Here is a 22907-nt window from a genome sequence, read left to right as displayed (position 1 = left end):
GCCGAAGTGGGGGGGCGGACACAGGACTGCCTCCTCAGGCGAGCGCCAACTTGGCGTCTGCGCGAGCCTTGATTTCGGGCAGCCACTGCGGTACGGAATGCAGATCCGAAACCTTGCCGGCCTTGCCGACTTGGCCCGGCACATCGTGACCGACCATAGCCGGGAGGCGACGACCACAGGCGATCAGGAGGTCCAGATCCACATTGGTGTCGTATCCGCTGAGAGCCAGCATGTGCGTCAGATCTTCGGTGCAGATATTTCCCGTCGCGCCGGGCGCGTAAGGACAGCCGCCCAACCCTCCCAACGAGGCGTCGAAGCGATCCACACCGGCCTCCAGCGCGGCTATCGCGTTGGCGAGTCCCATGCCACGCGTATTGTGAAAATGCAGCGTGAGTTCAGTGCTCGGCCAGCCTTGCTTGAAAGCAGTGCACATAACCTGCACCTGGGTGGGATGCGCCATCCCGGTAGTGTCGCAAAGCGTGATGCCGTCGACGCCGAGATCGACAAAGCGATGCGCCCAGCCAAACACCTCGTCTTGCTCGACGACACCTTCCATCGGGCAGCCGAAGGCGCACGACAGCGACACGTTCAAGGCCACGCCGGTCGGGCGTGCAAACTCGATGACCTCAGCGAGCTGTGAGAACGACTGCTCTCGCTTCATCCGCAGGTTGGTCAAGTTGTGCGTCTCGCTCATCGACATGACGATGTTGAGTTCGTCGGCACGGCAGGCCAGTGCGCGCTCGGCGCCGCGCACGTTGGGCACAAGTACGGTGTAGATCACGCCAGGGACACGCTCGATGCCCTGCATGACAGCCTCGGCGTCCGCAAGCGCAGGAATGGCTTTGGGCGATGTGAACGAAGTGACCTCAATCTTCGCGAGCCCAGTTCGGCTCAACGTATCGATCAGACCGATCTTCTCGCTGGTAGGGATGAATTCGGGCTCGATCTGGAATCCGTCGCGCACTGCGACGTCCTGAATGTAGACCCGCTGATTATTTCCGTGCTGCATTCGATTTCTCCGTTGACTGGGGAGCCTCAGGCAATCACGTGCTGCTCGCGCAAGTCATCAAGCTCCCCAGCGCTCAGGCCGAGGTCGCGTAACACTGCGAAAGTATGCTCACCGAGCGCGGGCGCGGACTCGCGGATCTGGCCGGGTGTCCCGCTCAGTTTCGGGACGACGCCGGGCACCTTCATACGCGTTCCGTCCTTCGTTTCTATGTCATGGATCATCTCGCGCGCCTCGTAGTGAGGATCGCTCATGATGTCCGCCGCTGAATAGATCTTCCCTGCCGGAACACCTGCCTTCGACAGCACGGCCAATACCTCCTCTTGGGAGCGAACGGACGTCCACGCCTCGATGGCGCCGTCGATTTCCTGAACGCCGGCGACCCGACCATCGTTGTGCTCAAACCGGGGGTCGTTGACCAGGTCATCCCGCTCGATCGACTTCATCAGGCGACGGAAGATGCCGTCGCCGTTGCCCGCCACCAGCACGTGGTTGCCGTCGTTGCAGCGGTAGGCATTCGTTGGCGCGATGCCAGGCAAAGAACTTCCCGTGCGCTCACGGGTATGACCCATGAGATCTTGCTCAGGGATCAGGCTCTCCATAACGTTGAACACCGACTCGTAAAGTGCCACGTCAATGTATTGGCCCTTGCCGCCATGGACGTCCCGGTGGTAGAGCGCGAACATCGTGCCCATGACGCCGTGCAGGGACGACAGCGAGTCACCAAGACTGATGAAGAACGCGACCAGGAATGTTTTGGCGGCGTTGCTCAAGAGAATGACCAGAGCCTGCGCCGCCAGATCGCGGTAGATGTCTGTAAGGGTGGCCTCGATGCGCAACACGCCGATGTTCTCCGGGTGTGCACCGCAGCAGACCAGCGTGAACTCCTTCGCCACGGCAGCGGAGGCGGGCCGCTCGCCGCGAGAAATCGTGAAGACGTCGGCGGGCGAAAGCGTCTCCCGCACCTGCACTGCGCGAATGGAGGGCAGGCGCAATATTCCATCGAGCTGCACCTTGAGTTGCTCTGAGTCCATTGCCCACAAGCTCTCGCCCAGGCTGCGCGACGTGGCCTGATCAATCTCGCCAAACCGGCTCTCGAGATTCGCCCGCTCGCTGCGGTAGCTCAAGGTCAACTGCAGGACAGTCAGGATCAATGTGACCACGGAACTGAAAAGCACCACGCGCAGCAGCAGCGCCATCGCGATGCCACCTCGAGGGATTCTCGCAATCGATGCCAACCACCGGCGATGCAGCGGCTGCAATTCGGATTGGTGTTCCTTGGGCGACATCCGTGAGTTCGCTCGAGATGAAATTTGAGCGTAGCGCTTTCCCAACCGTTCGGGAAGTGCCATGCGCGAGCAGTCTTCCTATGCTTCGCATGCATTGCACTATCCGGGAGCCGAGCCCGATCGCGACGATTTGACCCTTGTTCATATCCGTCTGGTCAAATGGTACGAGGTGCACGCTATTCTTGCGTGACCTTCTCTGTCCGCGCTGATTGAATCTTTGACCCATACGCGAATGTCGACGAAGGCCGACTTGTGCGCGTGACTCGTCCGTAGGTTTCCGAAGCAATGCAGCCGTTCGAACGGAAGGTTCCCTGGCACGCCGGACGGCAGGTCGTGGCCGAGAGCACCGGTTCGACGAGTCTCCACAGACCGGACGTTGAAATCGTCGAAGGCAGCTTTCGGACTACCTTCGTGAATGAGTAGAGTCGGCCACGTACAGCCGTTCATCGACGCCCTCGCAAGGACGCAGCGTCGGCTCCAGCTCGCTTTCGGACCCGAACACCCGTGATTCTGCCGTCACATTGGCGTTTGCAGGCGTACCATCACTGCACATCGCATGGAGGTTGCACACGCCCGCCCGGTTTGCCCAAGCCGGACGCCGCACAGCAGATCAGCCGCTTCACAGCGGCAAGGAGCGCTTCATGGCCACCGGCAATGATCTTCACGATCAAGGACGGCAACTGCTGCCGTTTCGCGAGTCGATATTGGCGATGCTCGGAGTCGCGTCGGTTTCGATGCTGATCGCGCTCGACCAGACCATCGTTGGCACCGCGATGCCGCGCATCGTCGCGGAGCTTAAGGGTTTCGAGCTCTATGCATGGGTCGCGACGGCCTACATGCTTGCATCGGTCATCACAATTCCGATTTTCGGGCGTCTTGGCGATCTGTTCGGTCGCAAGCCCTTCATGCTGGCCGCCATCCTTGTCTTCACCCTCGCATCGGTGCTCTGCGGGGTGGCGACCAACATGCTGTTTCTCGTGCTCGCGCGCGGCCTTCAGGGAATCGGTGGCGGCATCATGCTGGGAACGGTGTTCGCGACCGTCGCTGACCTGTTTCCCGACCCGAGGCTACGCCTGCGTTGGCTGGTGTTCGTCACCTCGGCGTTTGGCCTTGCGAACACGGTCGGGCCAACGCTCGGCGGCATGCTGACCCAGCACGGAAGCTGGCGACTCGTGTTCTTCGTCAACGTACCGATAGGTGTAGCGGCGCTCTACTTCGTGCGCACTTTCCTTCCGCATCTGCGCCATGCCCGCGACGGCGCGCGGCTGCGTCTCGACTGGCTCGGCGCATTCGTCGTCGCCGTCACGTTCGGCGCGCTACAGCTAGCGATCGAACTCGTGCCGAGGCAAGGATGGACGGATTCGACGATCGTGCTGGCTGTGATCGTGCTGGTCTGTTCGCTGACGCTTTTTTTCTGGGAAAAGCGCATGGGATATCCGATCATCCCCGTGGACATGTTGCTCGACCGCAAGCTCGGTGCGCTTTTTGCAATGTCAGTGCTCGGTGGGTTCGCGTTGTTCTCTCTGGTTTTCTACGTGCCGCTGCTGCTCCAGGGCGGCTATGCGATGTCTCCGCGGGCCTCTGGCATGCTGATCACGCCGCTGCTGCTCGGCACGACGGTCGGAAGCTTCATCAACAACCGCGTGGTCACGCGCATCCGGCGCGCCAATGCGGTCCTCTACGTCGGCTTCGCGTTGTGTGCTTTTGCGAGCCTCGCGGTGGTCGTTCTGCGAGGCAACGAGCCGCACCTCGTGTGGATGGCGTGTATGGGCGCGAGCGGCCTGGGGCTGGGCCTCGTAGGCACGAGCCTCACGGTCTGCTCGCAGCAGATCGTCTCGCGAGACCATGTCGGCGCCGCCACCGCATTGCTGCAGTCGCTGCGCACATTTGGCGGCATGCTGGGCACAGTGATGACAGGCGCGTTGCTCGGGCACCTTTACACGATCAGCGTGAATCGTTCGCTGGACTCGTATCAGGCGGCGCAGTGGTTCAAGTCGTTTGCGAGTCCCGAACTGCTCGTGGACCGCGCCGACCAGGCCGCGCTCATCAATCGCCTCGTGAGTGCCGGCCACGCCGGCGACGCAATGATGAGCTCGGCGCGCAGCGCGCTCGTGGATTCGATCCACATGGGCCTCATCGTGGCTGCCGTGGCTGCGATGGTCGGCCTGTGTCTCGCGTGGTTCGTGCCGCCGGTACAGGTCGGCTATCTCGAGGCACGGCCGCAAAAAGGATGACGATTAGATATCACCGTGTGGACGGTGAAAGCCGGATATTGCGACGTGCCGCGCAAAGATCTTTGTCGATCCTCAATACCAGGAACGCAACCCTGTAACCGCCTCGCCAGTGGGGCGCTGCAACTGAGACGGTGCACATTCACGCCCAATGCCTTTCGTATCTTGCATAAGAGTATCCTTATCTCAACAAGGGGACGGAAGTAGCTACGACGTCCCTTAAGGAGCCAGTGCAGGAGGTATGCGCATGGACGCGCCGAATAACGAATTCGTGCTCGTTGGGTGCCTTGAAGAGCTGAAGGCGAAAGGGCGGCTCGTTGTGCAAGGGGGCCATCGACCGATTCTTGTAATCCACGACCGAGGGCGGGTCTTCGCCTTCGACAATCGTTGCCCCCACATGGGCTTCCCGCTCGAGCGGGGCACTGTCGAGGACGGCATCTTGACCTGTCATTGGCACCACGCCCGCTTCGATCTGGAAAGCGGCTGCACCTTCGACCTTTGGGCGGACGATGTACCGAGCTACGCGGTCGAGGTGCGCAATGGCGACGTCTGGGTGGCGACAACGTTTCGTCATTCAGATCCCGCGGCGCACTGGCATCAGCGGCTTGCGGACGGCCTCGCACACGACCTCGGACTCGTCATCGCCAAAGCCGTGTATGGTCAGCTCGCGGCCGACGTACCAGCGGTCGATGTCGTGCAGCAGGTGACGCTGTTCGGGGCGCAAAACCGTGACGGCTGGGGCGTCGGTCTCACGATACTAACCGCGCTCGCCAATCTGTTGCCCGCGCTGCCAGCGGACGACGCCTATCTCGCCCTGTTCCACGGCGCAAGCCGTGTGGCGGCGGACTGCGAGGGCAAGGCGCCGCGGCGGGAACGGGCGTCGCTTGGAAGCCGGCCGGAGCCAGCCGCGCTCAAGCGCTGGCTGCGCCTTTGGACCAACGTGCGCCATCGCGAGGCAGCCGAGCGCACGCTATTGACGGCGATTTCTGCTGGTGCCTCACCCGCCATGCTCGCCGATGCCCTTCTTTCGGCCGGGACCGATCGGGCGTTCGCCGACACCGGTCATTCGCTCGACTTCATCAACAAGGCGTTCGAGTGCCTCGACCTGATCGGCTGGGAGCACGCGTCAGCTTTGCTGCCTACTATCGTCGCTCAGATGGTGGCCGCCCGCGGCGCAGAGGAATCAACCGCCTGGCGGCAGCCCATTGATCTTGTCGCGCTATGTGACGAATCAGCCAGCCAGATGGCGCAACTTTTCGCTGCCGGGCGCGGCTTGCAAGGCTGGTCGGACCATGCGGCGCTCGCCTCGGAACTGCTCGGAGACGATCCAGCGAGGATCATTGATGCGCTGAAGGGGGCGATCCGCGCTGGCGCCGCCCCTGCTGACCTCGGCCAATCCCTCGCTTATGGGGCGGCGCTACGCGTGGCCCGCTTCGGCAACGCCAACGAGCACGCCGACTGGGAGACGGCGCACCACGTCTTTACCCATGCCAACGCGGTCCACCAGATGCTAAAGCGGATCGGAACCTCAGGCATCGACGGTTACGTCCCTGCCGTGCGCAGCATAATGCACGGAGCCATGGCGCTCTACCTTGCCCGCTATCTGAACGTGCCACCGGCCCGCTTCCCGGGCGAGGACAACGATCAACTCGATGACCTTCCTGCCGATGCCGAGGCGATCCGCACCGCCTTGCTCGACGCCTTCGACCGGCAGCGACAGGTTGATCCTGCGGCAAGGCTGGTGGCGCGCCATCTCACGCTCGGCTATCCGCCACAGGCGCTGATCTCCACGCTCGCGTTTGCGGTGCTGCGTGAGGACGCGGGCTTCCATGCCTATCAGATGCTGGAGGCAGGCGTCCGGCAGTTTGCTGCCTGGGGCAATACTGCCGAGGGGAGGCATGTCCTTATTGCGGTCGTCCGCTATCTCGCGGCCCATTCGCCGACTGAACGCGGGTCGCTGCAAACGGCCGACATCGCCCGGCGTCTGATGCGAGGCGGCGAACTTCATGAGGGAACTGGAGCATCGTGACGGCGCGTGAGGGCTCTGTCGTGACAACGGATTTGATTGAGAAATGGGCGGTCGTGAAGGTCTATCTGTGCCCCTCCGGCTCCAACCGCCCGCTTGGCCTCATGCAGTTCATCGCGGGCCAACGTATCATTGAGTAGCCGCCGATGACGCCGAGTTCGGCCTGAACAAGGGCTACGCGCAGTTGCTGTACTCGTTCTGGATCGATTCACCGTTCTTCGTCTGCACTCAGAAGCTATGCCGCATGGCAGCACGCACAACGAGCTGCCCCGAGGTCGATGAAAGATCCTGCGCACCGGGCACGTATGCCTGGTCGAGCGACGAGCCGGTCCTGTCGCCCGCGACCAGTTGGAAGGCGCCTTGCAGGTAGACATCCGTGCGCTTCGACAGGTTGTAGTCGGCCACGCGACAAACGGCGCTTTGCCGATCAGGAAGCGCTGCTGCGCGAAGCCTTCGCTGACCTCGACAACGTTGACGACGACAACTAGCGGACCGCGCACCCGCTGTGACCATCAGGCGCGCTGGTCGCGTGGCCAACCGGCAATCCATTGAAGCTATTGTGTATGCGAGGCTTGTGGATCGCATCCCAGTCTGTGCTGTTGTACGACCGCGTGCTGCTTGCCTTGACTGCGACGCATGATAGAAATATTGACATGCAATTCCCTGAAACCGGAGACAACCCATGTCAATAACCGCAGCAAGAATCGCGCGCGATTACGTCGTCATCGCCACCTTCGCTCTCATCGCCGGCTTCGCTTCGATGGTGATCTCCTAGCACGTACGCGAACGCGTCTCCCAGCAGAAGAAGAACTGGCCGCAAAGGGAACTACGCGTCGCTGCATCGGCCGCTCTCGCGTTCCAGAAGGACCACGGTCGGCTCCCCTATTCCCTCAGCGAACTGAGCACCTCACAGTCTGATAAATACCTTCCGCACGAATTCGACCTCAAAGGAGTGATGTACTTTCGCGACGAAGGGGGTCGTCCACGTCCAAGCTGGCGGGACGACGTCGAACGTGGCGTCGCGTACTGCAGCCTTGAGGCTGCACTGGACGAACACTGCTAGCCTTTGAACTTCGGCGAGTCCAGTCTCCAATCCGCGTGAACTACCAGCGCCTGACGCACCGAACTCTGCCAGTCAAATTCGGATGAATGCAGGTTGCCAATTGAGGACCGGCTCGCTCCGCGTCCAGGAGAGCAAAAGACTAATCACCCCATCGCACGGCAGGTCCGGCATCCTGTGGCCTTATCACTTGTTGACCGCCCTTTATGATATCGACGGTGACGCATTCACCGTCGCATCGCCGGAACATGCTCTTTGTACAAGAGGCGAGTTCAAAAAGTGCCTCCGCACGTTTGAACACGTTCCGCGGACAAGCGAGCACAAGGTTCCGTGATTGCACGCGAGGGCGGCTACGCGATCGTGCTCTCGCTCTCCTCATGGGCGGCCGGAGCCTTGCCGGCTTCAGGCCTGATCTTGAACCAGATGGCGTACATCGCGGGCAGGAACACGAGCGTCATGATCGTTCCCGCGAAGGTGCCGCCAATCAGGGTGTAGGCCAGCGTGCCCCAGAACACGGAGTGCGTAAGCGGGATGAAGGCGAGCATCGCCGCAAGCGCGGTGAGTATGACCGGTCTCGAGCGCTGGATGGTCGCCTCCACCACCGCATGAAAAGGCGTCATCCCTTCGCGCGTATTCTGCTCGATCTGGCCAATCAGGATCAGCGTATTGCGCATCAATATGCCGGAGAGCGCAATGAGCCCCACCAGCGCGTTGATCCCGAATGGCTGGTTGAACAGCAACAGCGTCGGAACCACGCCGATCAACCCGAGCGGACTGGTCGCAAACACCATCATCGTGGCCGGGATGGACCGCGTCTGGAAGATGATGATCAGCAGCGTGAGTGCGATCATGATCGGAAAGAGTGGCACGAGCGCCTTCGTCGCCTTGCCAGCTTCTTCAATCGCCCCCGCCTCCTCGATCCGGTAACCGTCCGGGAGCTGAGCAATCACCGGCTGAAGCTTCGCCAGCATCGCCGTCGATACATCGGGCGGCTGCAAGCCCTCCGCAATGTCGCCGCGAACGGTGATCGTCGGCGTGCGGTCGCGACGGCGAAGGATCGGATCCTCCATCCTGATATCGACCTTCCCCACCTGGGACAGCGGCACACGCTGGCCGGCGGAACCGATCAAGGTGAACCCGCTGATTCGTTCCGGATCGAGCCGGGTGTCGCCCGCCGATCTCGCGACCACTTGCACGGAACGGATATCCTCGCGTACGTTCGTGATGGGTATGCCGGTCAGAAGAAACTGCAACTGCTGGGCGACCGAACTGGACGTCAATCCAACTGCCCCGAGGCGATCCTGGTCCAGCGTGAAGTGCATGGTGGGAACGAGCGGACCCCAGTCGGTATTGACCGTTCGCATCATCTGGCTGGCATTCATGACGCCCTCGACCTGCGCGGCGATGGAGCGCAACTTCTGCGGGTCGGGGCCCATGACGCGGAAGGCAACGGGATACGGCGAATAAGGACCGAACACGAGCTGGGTCACGCGGACCTGCGCGCCGGGCAGCAAACCCTCCGCAATGGCCTTGCGCAAACGCAATTTGAGCACTTCCCGCTCTTTCTCGTCATTCGTGCGTATCACGATTTTTGCGAACGACGGATCGGGAAGTTCGGGAGACATCGCCAGATAGAATCGCGGCGCACCCTGCCCGATGTACGACGTCACGATTTTTGCTTCGGGTTGCTTCGCGAGCCAGGCTTCGACCTTTTTCGTTCCCGCGGCGGTTTGTTCGATGGAGGTGCCATAGGGCATCTGAACTTCGACCAGAACTTCCGGCCGATCGGAAGTCGGGAAGAACTGCTTCTTCACCACACTCATTCCCATCACGGCGACCACGAACGATCCGACTACGATACCCGCGACCATCCACTTGCGCTGAACCACGCGCACAAGGAACTCGCGAAAACGCTGATAGTTCGGAGTGTTATAAATCGCCTCATGACCACCCTCGATCTTCGGAATATCGGGCAGCAGCTTGACGCCCAGATAAGGTGTGAAGACGACCGCAACGATCCATGAAGTGACCAGCGCGATGCCGACGATCCAGAACATGTTGCTGGTGTATTCGCCAGCCGTCGAGTGGGCAAAGCCATTCGGCATGAAGCCGACTACGGTGACCAGTGTGCCCGAAAGCATCGGCGCGGCAGTGTGACTCCACGCGTAAGCCGATGCCTGCACCCGGCTGTAGCCTTCCTCCATTTTCACGACCATCATCTCGATGGCGATGATGGCGTCGTCCACCAGCAGGCCCAGCGCGAGAATCAACGATCCAAGCGTGATACGGTCGAAGTTCTTGCCCGTCGCAGCCATGACGACGAACACGCCCGCGAGTGTCAGCGGCACCGCGGCCGACACCACGATGCCGACGCGCCAGCCCATGCTGACGAAGCTCACCACCATCACCACGAGCAAGGCAACGAAGAACTTGACCATGAATTCGTCGATGGCCGAATGAATATTCACGGCCTGGTCGGTCACCTTCGTAAGACTCATACCCAGCGGCAATCCCGAATTGATCGATGCGACTTCCTTGTCGAGCGCCTGGCCGAGGCTCAGACCGTTCCAGCCGTCCCGCATGACCACGCCAAGGAGCAACGCCGGTTCACCGTTGTTCCGGATCTGGAATGTCGCCGGATCTTCGTACCCGCGTTCGACGCTTGCCACGTCCGAAAGCTTGAGCGTGCGGCCCTGAACGACAATCGGGGTGTTGCGGATTTTCTGCAGCTTGTCGAAGGCGCCCTCGACACGAATGAAGACCTGCGCCCCAGCCGTATCGATCGAACCTGCCGGTGTCAGCACGTTCTGGCCGTTGAGCGCCGCGAAGATGTCTTGCGGCGTCACGCCGAGCGTCGCAAGACGGTCGTGCGAAAACGAGATGTAGATGCGTTCGGCCTGCTCGCCGACGATGTTGATCTTTTTGACGCCCGGTACGTGGAGGAGTCGCTGACGCAGATCCTCGGCGTCACGCACGAGCAAGCGCTCCGGTTGCCCTTTCGCTTTCAGCGCGAACAGCGCAAACGTTACGTCGGAGTACTCATCATTGACGAGCGGACCAATCACGCCATGGGGCAGATTCGCTGCCTCGTCGGAGAGCTTCTTGCGGGCCTGGTAGAACTGCTCCGGAACCTCGGCAGGCGGCGTGCTATCCAGGAACGTCACCGTGGTGAATGCCAGTCCAGGACGGGTATAGGTTTCCGTGCGGTCATACCAGCGCAGCTCCTGCATGCGCTTTTCGAGCGGTTCGGCGACCTGCTCCTGCATTTCCTGCGCGGTAGCGCCGGGCCATGCCGTGATGACCGTCATCGACTTGACGGTAAAGGGCGGATCCTCCGCGCGCCCGAGCTTGAAGAACGCGACGATCCCCGCAACGGAAATCAGAATGATGAGAAAGAGAGTGACGGAGCGCTCGCGAACGGCGAGGGCCGACAGATTGAAGCCGCTCATTGCGCCTCTCCTTCGCGTGTGACCGACGCCGTGGTCATGCCGTCATTGGCGAGGCGCACCTTTTCGCCGTCGTGAAGCAGCTGAGCCCCAAGCGCGACGACCTGCTCGCCTTCGCGGAGATCGCCGGTCACGGTCGCCGTCTCGTTGCCGAGTGCCGCGACGTGGACCTTATGCCAGGACGCGTGCGCCGGCGATCCTTCGATCGTCCAGACGCCCGTGCCGGTTCCCGGATCGAGCAACGCGCCTGCGGGTACCTCGAGCGCGGCCTGCCGCTGTCCGTCGTCGCCTGGCAGGTTGAGCGTCACCGTGGCGCCAAGCGGAGCGTCGGAAAGCGCGCCGCCGAGGACATACCTGGCCTCGTAAGTGCGCGTCAGACGATCGGCGGAGTCCGAGAGCTGCCGCAAAGTGGCGGGAACGCTCTTGCTGCCGGCGCCGTAGAGCGTCGCCTGCGCAGCCGAGCCCGGCTCGGGCCGAAGTGTTTCGGGAAGCTGAACAACGGCTTCGCGCGGCCCTGCGTGCGCAAGACGTACGACAATCTGGCCTGCGCCGACGACCTGACCCGGCTCGGCCAGGGTTTCGACCACCACGCCGTCCGCATCCGCCAGCAGCACGGCGTAGCCGGACGCGTTGTTCGCGAGATCGGCCTGCGCCTTTGCCGCTACAAGCTGCGCCCTGGCGGAATCGGCGGCCGCCTTGAGCTGCTCGTACGTCGACGCCGACACCGCACCTGCCGCCACGAGATCGCGGTAGCGGGCCTCATCGTCAGCCGTCTGCGTGGCCCGCGCCTGGGCGGCGCTGACCAGTTCCTGCTGTGAGCGCGCCTGCAATCCGAGATCGATCGGGTCGATGCGCATCAAGGGCTGGCCGCGTTTGACCGTTTGCCCCGCATCGACGAGACGCTCGGTGATTTTTCCCTGAACCCGGAACCCGAGATCGCTTTGCACGCGGGCGCCGACCACCCCCGTGAAGGAGCGGCTCGCCCCCGGGGCGCTATGGACCACGGCCGTGCGCACGAGCGGGGCTTCGGTGCGCGCGTCGGGGATATGGCTGTCACCGCAGGCCGCAAGCGCGAGCGATGCCAGGCTCAGGGTGTAGACAATGTAACGGTGCCGGAACATGAGGTCGCTCCTTGCGACGAGTAGGAGGCCTCATTCTGATCCTGGTGACCAAATCAGTCAATAGTCACAACGCGAAATTTTAGGGAGCCAGACTTCTGAGCACGAGGCTCGCCAGTTGGGCCGTCGCTTCGTCAGCCGCGTCGAGGTTGTATTGAAGGAGCAGCGGACTGAAATACGGCTTCATGACGAGGAAGATCGCATTCACCGTTTCGTCGAGTGGCGTCTTACGCTCGAATTCGCCCGTCTCGCGCCCGAGCAGCACGATATCGGAGAGCAGTTTCCGGATCTGCTCCTCGTAGCCCGCGACCGAAGGCCATGGCGAGCCCGCTGCAACGGCGGCGATATCGTAGAGCTTGCGATCCTGAAAGAAGAGTGCGCTGCCGGAGGCCAGTAACGCCTTGAACATACGGCGGAATTTTTCGGTTGCGCTGTGGGCGTCGCTCACCGCTTCGCTCACGGCCTCGACGATGGCAGCCAGGCGATTCGCGCAGATCACCTCGCCTATGGCCTGCTTCGAGTCAAAAAACTTGTAAATGTAGGCTTTCGAAAAACCAATTTCCTTCGCAAGGTCGGAAACGGTTGTCTTTTCGTAGCCGTAGCGGGTGAAATATTCGGTCGCTGCGTCGACGATCTGGGCGCGAACCTCATGGTCCGAAGGACCACGGGACGGCTGGGCGGAGGCAATGGGCTTGTTCATGGCTCAAGCTTAACTTCTCAAAGAGTGATTGACAACCAGTGACCGTATTGTATATTGGTCACTACGTTGCCACTCTTCGAGACTCCCATGTTTTCCCATCGACCTCTTCTGCTCCTGTTGAGCGCCGCCGTTCTTTCTGCCTGCACCGTGGGCCCCGACTATCACCGGCCCGACGCACCGCTCGCGCAGGGCTATATGACGCAGCCGCCGGCCGCAAAGACGGCGGCCGCTCCCTCGGCGAATCTGTCGGCCTGGTGGGAAGGATTCAACGATCCCCTCCTGACCCGCTACGTGTCGCTTGCGCTCGCCCAGAACCTGGACCTCGCCCAGGCCGTCGCGCGAATCGACCAGGCCCGTGCGCGCCTCGGTGCTGCCGACGCTGCATTGCTCCCTTCGGCCACGGTTTCGGGTTCGGCGGCACGAGCCTACCAGTCTGTCGATACGCCGGTAGGCCAGCTTCTCAACGCACAGCCGGGTTTCAAGCGTTGGGGCAGCGAGTATGAAGTCAACCTGGAAGCCGGTTGGGAGATCGACATTTTCGGCGGACTGCGCAGGCAGCGCGAAGCTGCGCTCGCAGACTATTCGGCGACCCAGGCAGCGGCTGTCGCCACCCGACTTGCCGTCGCCGCACAAACTGCGGATATCTACGTCACGATACGGGGGCTTCAGACACGTCTGGATATTGCGAACCGGCAGGTGAAAACGCAGGAACAACTGCTCGCCGACGTGAAGCTCCTCTACTCGAAAGGCGCGGCCGCCGACTATCAGGTCCAGCAGGCGCAAGGATCGCTCGACCAGGTGCAGGCAACGGTGCCCGTGCTCAATGCGGGCCTGGACGCGGCATTGAACTCCCTCGATGTCATGCTGGGCTCCCCTCCGGGTACGCACCGCGCAGACCTCGCGGATGCGCGTTCAATCCCCGCCGCCCCTTCCATTGCGGATATGGGAACACCGGCGGATCTTCTGCAACGGCGCCCCGACCTGATCGCCGCAGAACGTCATCTCGCGGCATCCAATGCCCGCATCGGCGCGGCAATCAGCGAGTATTACCCGACTGTCTCGCTGAGCGCGTTCCTCGGCAGTGCGACCTCGGCAGCGGCCGGCACCTTGTTTACTGGCGGCGCCAGCCAGATGGCAGGTCTCGTCGGTCTCCGCTGGCGCCTGTTCGACTTCGGGCGCATCAACGCCGACGTCGGCGAAGCGAAAGGCGCCGACGCGGAAGCCCTCGCGGCCTATCGCCAGGCCGTCCTTCGTGCCACCGAGGACGTCGAAAATTCGCTCTCTTCGCTCGTGAACCGGGAGGCTCAGGCCGCCACCCTGTCGCACGCGGAGTCGTCATTGTCGAAAGCGAAGGACTCCTCGATGGCGGCGTACCGTGGCGGCGCCGCGAGCTTCATCGATGTGCTGCACGCCGATGAAACCCTGCTGCAGGCTTCGGACGCGAGGGCGCAGGCGCAAACGGAATCCGCGCGAGCGGCGATTGCGACGTTCAGGGCGCTCGGTGGCGGCTGGAATCCGGAAACGCTGCAAACGCAGAAGCCCTCGCCCGCACATTCTGGCGCGCAGATTGCCGCCGCAAGCGCCCCATGAGTTGTAGCGGACAGTGCGCTGTTTGACGATTCCATATCGGCGGCGTATCGGACCGGCCGCCGCGGCGGAAATACGGGTCCGCGCGCAATGTTGCACCGGGACGGAGCACACAATCTGGGACAGGCAAGCGCGATAACGCGAGAGCCATGAAGCCGGGTTAAGCTAACCTGGCTGTCGTTCAACCCAGCTGCTCTTCAACGGTTCAAAACATCGGAACGGCGGCATTCATGGTGACGTTGAATGAACGAGAAAATCGATGCGGATTCCGGCCAGCACGCCCCGGACAGAGCCCTTGCCGGACGGTTTCGTCTGCGGCAAGCGCCGACACTGCAGGCGAGCGTTGCACCGCTCGCGCCGCCGGTTACCTTCTCGAGGCTGCGAAACGACCGGCCGCAACCTGGCCGCTCACTCCCGCCACCACCCGAAGAAGCGGTCATCTTTCAGATACCGCTTGTTGCCTGCCCCGAACCGGACATATGTTATTCAGGAATCCGTATCGACGACTCGGCGGCCTGCAGACAGGGCTGGAGCTATCTGCTCGACCTTCGCTGCGAGCCGACACGTCGGCTTGACAAGCCGTTCGACGCCGTACGGCTCTATCTATCCCGCAGCACGATCGATGACTTCACGTGGCAAAAGGGGCGCCGCCGCATCGGCGACCTCATGCAGCGCGAATTCGGTGTATACGACCCTGTCCTGTTTCACCTGACCCAGGCCGTGCTGCCCGTTCTTGAGCAGCCGGCGCTGGCGACCTCGCTATTTCTCGACTACGTGGGCCTCGCATTCTGCGAGCACGTGGTTACGCGCTACGGCCAAGCCGACGCGCCATCCCGTCGGCGGCGCGCCATGCTCGCTCCCTGGCAGATGCGGCGCATCACGGAGTTTGTCGAGAGCCATCCCGGCGTCAACCCGTCCATTCTCGACCTTGCAGGCCAATGCGATCTTTCCGCGAGCTATTTCGCCGAAGCCTTCAAACAGACAACCGGAATGTCGCCCCATCAGTGGCTGTTGAAGCGCCGGATTGAACGCGCAAAATCGAAGCTTCGCGATACGGACGCGAGCCTTGCCTCCATCGCTCTGGATTGCGGCTTTTTTGACCAGAGCCATTTCTCCCGCGTGTTCACCCGCTATGCAGGTTGCGGCCCGAAGGACTGGCGCGCGCACAACCGGTCGCGCTAGACAGTTTGCCGTCGGGTGACGGGAGCCGTCCTCTCGTGAGATATCAGGCGCGGGACGAATATCCGGATCGATTGATCTCCGACGCTTCGCGCCGCGAGGCAGGCTTTCGCATACCTTCCCGGAAAACAGCGTGTCGGCCTTTCGAAAGCCGAACGCCCATGGTTTGTGCATCGATGCGTAGTTTTATCCAAGACCGGCGCGAGCCTGACGGGATACCCTGCCTGCGCGCTGACGCCTGAAGTCGCCGCGCGAATGACAACCCGGCGTCGCGCTGAATATTCGCAGACTGGTGCGAGTCTGGCTGCACGCGAAGCACTTCACGAAATGCATCATTCAGGCATTCCATGGTCGAATGAATAGCAAGCCTGGAACGCCAGGAGGGAGGAAGCCGTGGATCAGCCGCTTCAACACGCGTCGGCAAGCGTTCTGCAGACGCGTGCCGGTGACCGTGCAACACCTGTCGTCCGGACATTCTTCGATGAAGCGACGTTCACTGCGAGCCACGTCGTGCACGATCCCGGCACGCTCGCCGCGGCGATCGTGGACCCCGTGCTCGACTTCGACGCCGCAGCCGGGCGAACCTCGACGAAGTCTGCGCAAGCGATCGTTGCTTACGTCGAATCCGAAGGTCTCTCGGTTGAATGGCTGCTCGAGACGCATGCGCATGCGGACCATATGACGGCGGCACCTTACCTGCAGGCACAGGTCGGCGGAAAGGTAGCAATCGGCCGTGCCATCACGGTGGTCCAGCAGATTTTTGGTGATCTCTTCAATGTCGGGTCGGAGTTCAGGCGGGACGGCTCCCAGTTCGACGCCCTCTTCGACGACGGCGATGAGTTCATGATCGGCTCGCTCAGGTGCGCGGTGCTTGACGTACCGGGCCATACGCCGGCCGACGTCGCCTATGTCATTGGTGACGCGGTGTTCTGTGGGGACACGATATTCATGCCGGACTACGGAACGGCGCGAGCAGACTTTCCCGGTGGCGAGGCGCGGCAACTCTACCGCTCGATCCGGCGCTTGCTCAGCCTGCCGGATCAGGCGCGGGTGTTTCTTTGCCACGACTACAAGGCACCTGGGCGAGACGCTTATGTCTGGGAAACGACGATCGGCGCCGAGCGCATGTCGAACGTACATGTTCGCGAGGGCGTGACCGAGAGCGAGTTTGTCGCCGCACGCAACGCACGCGATGCGACGCTTGCGGTACCCAGGCTGATCCTGCCGGCGATCCAGGTGAACATGCGTGGCGGCGCGCTTCCCCCCATGGAAAGCAACGGCACGCGTTACCTCAAGATTCCGCTCGACACGATCTGATGGATTCGCCCGCTTTTCGCCCCGACGTGTCCGCGCACCGACCGCCCGGTGCGGAAAACACGCGAAGCCATGCGGGCTTCCCTGAATCGCAAGACCATCCTCAAACATATCGCCATGCTCGTTAGACCGCTCGCACCGCACCTCTCGGTCAGTCCCCAGCTGAGTCTTGCCGATGTCGCCACCGTCAAGGCTCAGGGGTTCCGGTCCATCATCGTCAATCGTCCCGATGGCGAGGAAGCCGGCCAGCCCACCCTCGTCGAGATGCAGGAGGCGGCCAGCGCTGCCGGGCTCGGCTTCGCCGCGATTCCCATCGTTCCGGGGAAGGCCACGATGGAGGATGCCGGGCAATTCGCAGCCGCGCTGGCGGCGCTCGAAGGGCCCGTCGTGGCGTATTGCCGCACCGGCGTGCGTGCGGCCACGCTTTGGGCGTTGTCCGTGGGTGCAGGACTCGAGCCCGACGCCGTGCTCGAACGAATCGCTGCCGCAGGCTACGACCTGAACGGCCTGCGACCCAGGCTCGAAGCGCTTTATGAGAGCAGTCGCTCAGCCCGCGCAGACGGCCCATGCAACGGGAGGAGCGACGCGCCGTGAAACGCCGCGGGTGCGCCTGTTCTCAATCTCTCAAGGAATCGTTGAAATGGAATCTCCCAATCTGCCTCTCCCGGCTTTCGCCGAGCATCGCGTCGCGCGCGATCGCGGCAGCGTCTATGTCCGCAACTTCGCCGGCAACGGACCCGCCTTCGTCGTGCTGCACGGATTTCCCGATGATTCGCACATCTACGACCTGCTCATTCCACATCTGGTTGCAGCAGGGCGAAGAGTGGTGGCGGTAGACTTTCTCGGCTTCGGCGGGTCGGATAAACCGGACGGCATGCAATACAGCTTCCCGCAACAACTCGGCGACCTCGAAGCCGTGGTCGAGGCCCTCGCGCTCGATCGGATCATCCCGGTCGGCCACGACGCAGGCGGTCCCGCCGCCGTCAATTTCGCGCTGAAGCATCCCGAGCGCACGAGCGCGGTCGTCCTGATGAACGTCTTCTACGGGGCCTCTCCGGGGTTGAGGGTGCCCGAGCTCATCGAGCTTTTCTCGAACCGGGAATTGCGCGCACTGGCCCTGCATTTCCTCCAAAGCCCGCAGCAGTTCGCCTGGCTCGTCGATTTTCAGCGCAACCTGCTTCAACATGGGCTCACCGATGCGCAGAAAGTCAACTACTTCGATTTCCTCGGCCCCGTGATCGACAACAACTTCAGGCAACAGCCGAGCGCAGCCGTGGCCTTCGCGCAGATGACGTCCCAGCTGCACGAGGAGATCGCCGCCAATACGGCCCGCCTCGTGGACTTCAGGCGCTCCGACGTTCCGGTTCAGCTCGTCTGGGGCAACGCCGATCCTTACCTTCACGTGAGCGTAGCGCACCACATCCAGTCGCAGGCACGCAAAGCTACGCTTCACGCGGTCGATGCCGGACATTGGCCACAGATCGATGCCGCCGGAGAAGTCGCGCGAATCATGCTGGACGCGCACTAGACCTGTTTTTCCTCGAGCAGACAGCTCCTGCTGCCCGAGGGCCTCTGTGCCGCCCGCGTCAGTCTGGCGTGGGCGGCCATCGCAATTCCCCTTGACCTCTCCATATTTCCGGAGTCAAACATGAACATCGAAGGTTCCGTAGTACTGCTAACCGGTGCGAATGGCGGCATTGGCCGCGCGTTCGTCAGCGAGTTGCTGGACCGTGGCGCATCGAAGATTTATCTCGGCGTGCGAAATCTGACCTCGGTGCAGGATCTGCTTGCCGTTTCGGACCGGCTCGTCGCCATCGAGCTGGACGTCAGCCGGCCCGACCAGGTCGCGCACGCTGCGCAGATCGCTTCCGATATCAATCTGCTGATCAACAATGCGGGGACTGCCGCTTTTTCCGGCGCACTGTCTTCGAGCGACACGATTGGCGCGCGCGCGGAAATGGAAGTGAATTATTTTGGTGTCCTCGCGCTTTCCCAGGCCCTGCGCGATACCCCGGCATTTCGTCCGGGCGGCGCGGTCGTCAATATTCTTTCGATTCTGGCGCATGTCACGCTTCCCGTTGCCGGAACCTATTCAGCGTCGAAGGCAGCCGCATTGCATCTCACACGTACGATGCGCGCCGAACTGAAGTCACGCGGCGTTCAAGTTCTGGCGGTCATGCCGGCACAAACCGATACGGCACTCGGCGCTCCCCTGCCCGATCCCAAGCTGACGCCGCGGGAGGTCGCTGTCGGCACACTCGACGCGCTCGCCGCAGGCCACGACGAAGTCTTCCCGGGCGAACTTTCCCAGACGACGGCAAAGGCGTTCAGGGCCGACCCGGAGGGCACCCAGGCTTACCTGGCGAACCTCGTCCATGCAATTGCCTGAAACACGCCCATTAGTCGAAACTCAAACGCATTCAATGGAACAGAAAATTGTATTGATCACCGGAGCGTCCTCCGGCATCGGGGGCGCGACCGCGCGAACGCTGGCGGCGGCTGGATACCGGGTTTTCGGCGGCGTGCGAAGACTTGATTCTGTCACCAGCGTCCCGGGCATCGAGTGGATCCAGTTGGACGTGCAGGACGAGGAGTCGGTCGCAGCCGCTGTGAGGGTGATAATCGAGCGGACTGGCCGCATCGACATCCTCGTCAACAATGCGGGCGTTTCGCTCGTCGGCCCTGTCGAGGCAACGAGCATCGCCGAGGCAGGAGCGCTTTTCGACGTGAACGTCTTCGGAGTCTTGCGCGTTGTGAGGGCAGTCTTGCCCTCGATGCGAAGCAGACGCAGTGGGCTGATCGTCAACATAAGCTCCGTACTCGGCTTCCTGCCAGCCCCTTTCATGGGGCTTTACGCGAGCAGCAAGCACGCGCTGGAAGGGCTGTCCGAATCACTCGATCACGAGGTGAGGTCCTTTGGAGTCCGGATCGTGCTGCTAGAGCCGAGCTTTACGAACACGAATCTCGATACGAACGCGACGCGGACGAAGGCGGTCATCAAGGACTATGCCGCCGCTCTGGCATGCAGCGTCGATGCCGTGCGGCAGCAGGTGAGCAACGCCCCGCCGCCGGATGAAGTGGCGAAGAAAGTCCTCGCAATCGCCGAAGGGACGCGCCAGTTCAGACAACCCGCGGACGGACGGGCGAAGCTATTGAGCTTTTTGCGCCGCTTCGCGCCGTCCGGACAGGTCGACAAGAGTCTTAGACGCGCTTTCGGCCTCGAAGCATGAGGGGATGACAAGGCGTTTGCGCAAGGCGAAAGTCGCTTCGACTAACACGGTCATGGGGCCGCGCCCTGCGTCAATGGATAGACGGGCGATGTCGCGGCGCACGGAACAGGTTGCTTCCCGTGGCGCCGCGCCCCTCGGTCTCCAGATCCGTTGCCCGATCTGCGGGGTTTTTTGCCCGCCGTGAGCATCACGGGCGCAGATACCAACCGTCTGGACACCGGTTTTTGCGCAATCGACCTATATGGGAGGCGGGGTCCGCGGTAGACCGTTAGTCGCGTTTCTCGGCCGGACTTCGCAGCCGTCAACCGTCGAGTGCGGCCCTTGGATATGGAAAGGGTCCACATGATGCCGCGCATCGACGACACCGCGCATTCAGGCCCGCACATCCCTACGGCGACGCACCCACTCAGCGAATGCTTCATCCTCGATGCGGTAGTCACCGATAGCTAGTCTCGTAACGATATTGTGAGACTGGAGCCGGCGTAAGGCGTGGGCAGCCGTGTTCTTGGTGGCCCGCTTTCCGGTTAGTGCTGTGAGCCGCGCCAGACCTGAGGCACCGTGGATATCCCCTTCCCCACGCGCGAGCATGGTCACGATCGCCTGGTCCGCGGGATTCAACTCGGTCCACTGACGCAGAAAGTGTTCGTCCGAAAATACCGACGTTCTCGTATGCGCAAGCGCCGCCTCGTCGCCCTGGAGCTGGTAGAGCATGTACCGCTCGACGAACCGCTTGAAGAACTCGGGCGTTCGATGCAGCTCTTCGAACGCGTGCATGCCCTGCTCCAGTGTCAGCCTGTGACGGGCCATGCTGTTGAGCAGCTTCACCGTGAACGCGACGAATTCTTCACCAAGCAAGGGAAACGGCTCGAGCGCCGCCCAGTTGTAGAACGGCTCGGAGGCCCGGGCAAACATCTCACGCAGTGTCGTCTCCGAACTCCCTGCAAAGATCACCTTGATGCGATCCTTGCGAACGTCGAGTGCCGCGCGCAACGCATGCGCGAAATCGCTGTGGTCCGCAAGAGCAAGAACCTGCGCCTCGTCAATGACGAGGAGCAGCGGCCGTTTTTGTTTGTCGAGCTGGCGGAGCACCTCGCGTAGCGCCACTGCGCTGTCGCCTGCCGCGCCGAGTTCGGCTTCGAGGGAACCCTCCGCTCCCGCGATCCTGGCGGTCGCCTTCAGCTTCCTCACCGGACTACCGAGCTTCGCGAGCACCGCCCGCACACCCTGGGGTTCGAGCGCTTCTGCAAGTGCGCTGACCAGGGCCTCGTCCGGCGCGGAACGTTTGTCCCAAAGGTTCGTATACGCTACGAGGTAGTTTCTCTCTGCCGCGGCTGGCAACAGGTCCCGGCGGAGGAATTCGGTCTTTCCCATGCGCCGGCGTGCAAATAGCCCGCGAGCAGACGAAAGCTTCAGGTCGAAGGCCTGGAGATAGGCAGCAGCGAGGTCTGGACGGGGAAAATGCCAAGGGTCCGGCTGCAAGGTTTCAAGTGGTATCATCGATTACGATCAGTATCAAATCGCATGATACCGGATGATACTGCAGTGGGATGCCCAGCGCAAACCAGAAGTATCCGGTAGCCGACCTGATGCCCACGAGTCCTGGTGCCTGTCGATTGCACCCCCGAAGTCGCGAAGGCGCTGCAACAAGGCTACTGATGCGCAGCCGCGGGGCGGCCCTGATACGCAATGCGTCGACGTCGTTCCTGTTGTGCGCGGTAGAACAGCAGCGTACTGCCAGGCCGCAGATTCAGTTAAAGGGCACAACCAGCTGGCCAGTTACGGATGTATACCGGTACCCATCTCCGCCGCTAGAGAATCCAGACGTATGGTTGTTGGTCGTTTCGACCGCCACCTGCCACTGCATTTTCCGGCTGCGATGATTCTGCAGACCGATGCGTGCACCCCAGATGCCGGTACCGCCGCTCTCCGTATTCTGGCGGCCAGCGTCGGCGCTCACAAAAAATACCGCCTTGTCGCTCAGTGCGGCTCGCCACGAAAAACCACCCGAGACCTCTCCGAGCCAACGCGGCGAATAGTAGTTGCCCAGACCCGGATCAGTGTCGTAGTAGTGCCGGGTCTTGATATAAGCGTTGACCCCGCTGTTCTGCACGAGTTCGTAGCTCCAGCGCGTGCGCAGGAAAGGTCTGGTGTTGTGATCCGAGAACCACATGGCGCCTGCAACCGCGCCCACTGTGAATCTCGGGGTGAACTGGTGGTCCAGCACCAGCGCGAGACTGTCGTACGTCAGTCCTTTTTCGATACCCTTGATCGAATCGACAACGTCGCGCTCCGCGCTCACCCCGAGCGACGTGGCGGACGTGACATGACGCATGAAATCTAGCGCACCCGTAGGCGTCGTGTGACCGTCAGTGTCCATGACCCCGACGCGGGCCGACAGGGTTTGCTGCGCATCGGCGGACCGGTATTGTCCGAACAGGCCGCGCCCGCGGGCCGACCAGTCGGGCGCACCGTAGTAGGTGACGCCACCACCTAGTCCCCAGCCGTTCGAGAACAGGTAGCCAAGATAACCGCGCGCCTCCCGGAAGTGATCGCTGTCGTTGCTGAACAGGGCGTCTCCAGTGATCGCGCTATGCGTTGCCTGCCTATCCGCCGACTGCCCGAAAGCGGCGGAGACGGCGCCGATGGCCAGTGCGCCGGCGAGGCCGACTCTTAGCCAGGGCGCGGGTGTGCTGAGGGAGCGGCTTGCTTGCATGAATAAAT

16 protein-coding genes and 1 pseudogene are annotated in these 22907 nt (G+C 62.2%); 9 read left to right on the top strand and 8 right to left on the bottom strand.

From position 1 onward, the window contains the following. Positions 1–34: 34 nt before the first annotated feature. Both VSR34_RS21480 and VSR34_RS21475 read right to left on the bottom strand, forming a co-directional pair. Complete coding sequence (locus VSR34_RS21480; RefSeq protein ID WP_342963423.1) at positions 35–1009, bottom strand: hydroxymethylglutaryl-CoA lyase; 975 nt, start codon at positions 1007–1009, stop codon at positions 35–37. A 26-nt stretch (positions 1010–1035) separates the two neighbouring features. Beyond that, positions 1036–2358 carry a CoA transferase gene (locus tag VSR34_RS21475; RefSeq protein WP_342963422.1) on the bottom strand — a complete coding sequence of 441 codons (1323 nt, stop codon included), beginning with the start codon at positions 2356–2358 and terminating at the stop codon, positions 1036–1038. 578 nt (positions 2359–2936) lie between these two features. Here VSR34_RS21475 and VSR34_RS21470 point away from each other — a divergent pair. Both VSR34_RS21470 and VSR34_RS21465 read left to right on the top strand, forming a co-directional pair. Continuing rightward, positions 2937–4529, top strand: a complete 1593-nt coding sequence (locus VSR34_RS21470) for an MDR family MFS transporter (protein WP_342963421.1) — start codon at positions 2937–2939, stop codon at positions 4527–4529. A gap of 244 nt (positions 4530–4773) precedes the next feature. Then, positions 4774–6555 (top strand): Rieske 2Fe-2S domain-containing protein, encoded by a 1782-nt coding sequence (locus VSR34_RS21465; RefSeq protein WP_342963420.1) that lies wholly within the window; start codon positions 4774–4776, stop codon positions 6553–6555. 225 nt (positions 6556–6780) lie between these two features. Here the strand turns inward: VSR34_RS21465 and VSR34_RS21460 are convergent. The 4 genes and pseudogenes from VSR34_RS21460 to VSR34_RS21445 all read right to left on the bottom strand — a co-directional run. Next, positions 6781–6957: pseudogene (locus VSR34_RS21460) on the bottom strand (porin); the annotation flags it as partial. Positions 6958–7962: 1005 nt separating this feature from the next. After that, complete coding sequence (locus tag VSR34_RS21455; protein ID WP_342963419.1) at positions 7963–11061, bottom strand: efflux RND transporter permease subunit; 3099 nt, start codon at positions 11059–11061, stop codon at positions 7963–7965. Beyond that, positions 11058–12179: an efflux RND transporter periplasmic adaptor subunit gene (locus VSR34_RS21450; protein WP_342963418.1), complete on the bottom strand. Its 1122-nt coding sequence runs from the start codon at positions 12177–12179 to the stop codon at positions 11058–11060. The genes VSR34_RS21455 and VSR34_RS21450 overlap by 4 nt, the downstream gene beginning before the upstream one ends. Positions 12180–12258: 79 nt before the next feature. Further along, complete coding sequence (locus VSR34_RS21445; RefSeq protein ID WP_342963417.1) at positions 12259–12876, bottom strand: TetR/AcrR family transcriptional regulator; 618 nt, start codon at positions 12874–12876, stop codon at positions 12259–12261. A gap of 87 nt (positions 12877–12963) precedes the next feature. On the opposite strand from VSR34_RS21445, the gene VSR34_RS21440 reads away from it, so the two are divergent. The 7 genes from VSR34_RS21440 to VSR34_RS21410 all read left to right on the top strand — a co-directional run bounded on the left by VSR34_RS21440 (position 12964) and on the right by VSR34_RS21410 (position 20186). Further along, positions 12964–14466 carry an efflux transporter outer membrane subunit gene (locus VSR34_RS21440; RefSeq protein WP_342963416.1) on the top strand — a complete coding sequence of 501 codons (1503 nt, stop codon included), beginning with the start codon at positions 12964–12966 and terminating at the stop codon, positions 14464–14466. Between the two features lie 240 nt (positions 14467–14706). Beyond that, a complete protein-coding gene (locus VSR34_RS21435) occupies positions 14707–15645 on the top strand; it encodes an AraC family transcriptional regulator (protein WP_342963415.1) in 939 nt (312 codons plus the stop codon). Between the two features lie 426 nt (positions 15646–16071). Then, positions 16072–16959, top strand: coding sequence for an MBL fold metallo-hydrolase (locus tag VSR34_RS21430; RefSeq protein ID WP_202905111.1), 888 nt, complete (start codon positions 16072–16074; stop codon positions 16957–16959). Between the two features lie 69 nt (positions 16960–17028). Beyond that, positions 17029–17550 (top strand): TIGR01244 family sulfur transferase, encoded by a 522-nt coding sequence (locus tag VSR34_RS21425; RefSeq protein ID WP_342963414.1) that lies wholly within the window; start codon positions 17029–17031, stop codon positions 17548–17550. A 46-nt stretch (positions 17551–17596) separates the two neighbouring features. Further along, positions 17597–18484, top strand: a complete 888-nt coding sequence (locus VSR34_RS21420) for an alpha/beta hydrolase (RefSeq protein ID WP_342963413.1) — start codon at positions 17597–17599, stop codon at positions 18482–18484. 120 nt (positions 18485–18604) lie between these two features. Continuing rightward, the gene (locus tag VSR34_RS21415; protein ID WP_342963412.1) at positions 18605–19345 is read left to right on the top strand and encodes an SDR family NAD(P)-dependent oxidoreductase; all 741 of its coding nucleotides are present in this window, start codon (positions 18605–18607) and stop codon (positions 19343–19345) included. Positions 19346–19379: 34 nt separating this feature from the next. Then, positions 19380–20186 (top strand): oxidoreductase, encoded by an 807-nt coding sequence (locus VSR34_RS21410; RefSeq protein ID WP_028232128.1) that lies wholly within the window; start codon positions 19380–19382, stop codon positions 20184–20186. 372 nt (positions 20187–20558) lie between these two features. Here the strand turns inward: VSR34_RS21410 and VSR34_RS21405 are convergent, their stop codons facing one another. Then, positions 20559–21683, bottom strand: a complete 1125-nt coding sequence (locus tag VSR34_RS21405; RefSeq protein ID WP_028213533.1) for an ATP-binding protein — start codon at positions 21681–21683, stop codon at positions 20559–20561. A gap of 250 nt (positions 21684–21933) precedes the next feature. Further along, on the bottom strand, positions 21934–22899 hold the full coding sequence (locus tag VSR34_RS21400; protein WP_028232129.1) for a hypothetical protein: 966 nt from the start codon (positions 22897–22899) through the stop codon (positions 21934–21936). Positions 22900–22907: the final 8 nt, after the last annotated feature.

The sequence above is a fragment of the Paraburkholderia sp. JHI2823 genome, assembly GCF_038900695.1.
In the GTDB taxonomy this organism is placed as follows: domain Bacteria; phylum Pseudomonadota; class Gammaproteobacteria; order Burkholderiales; family Burkholderiaceae; genus Paraburkholderia; species Paraburkholderia mimosarum.
This window is presented reverse-complemented; position numbering and strand designations above follow the sequence as displayed.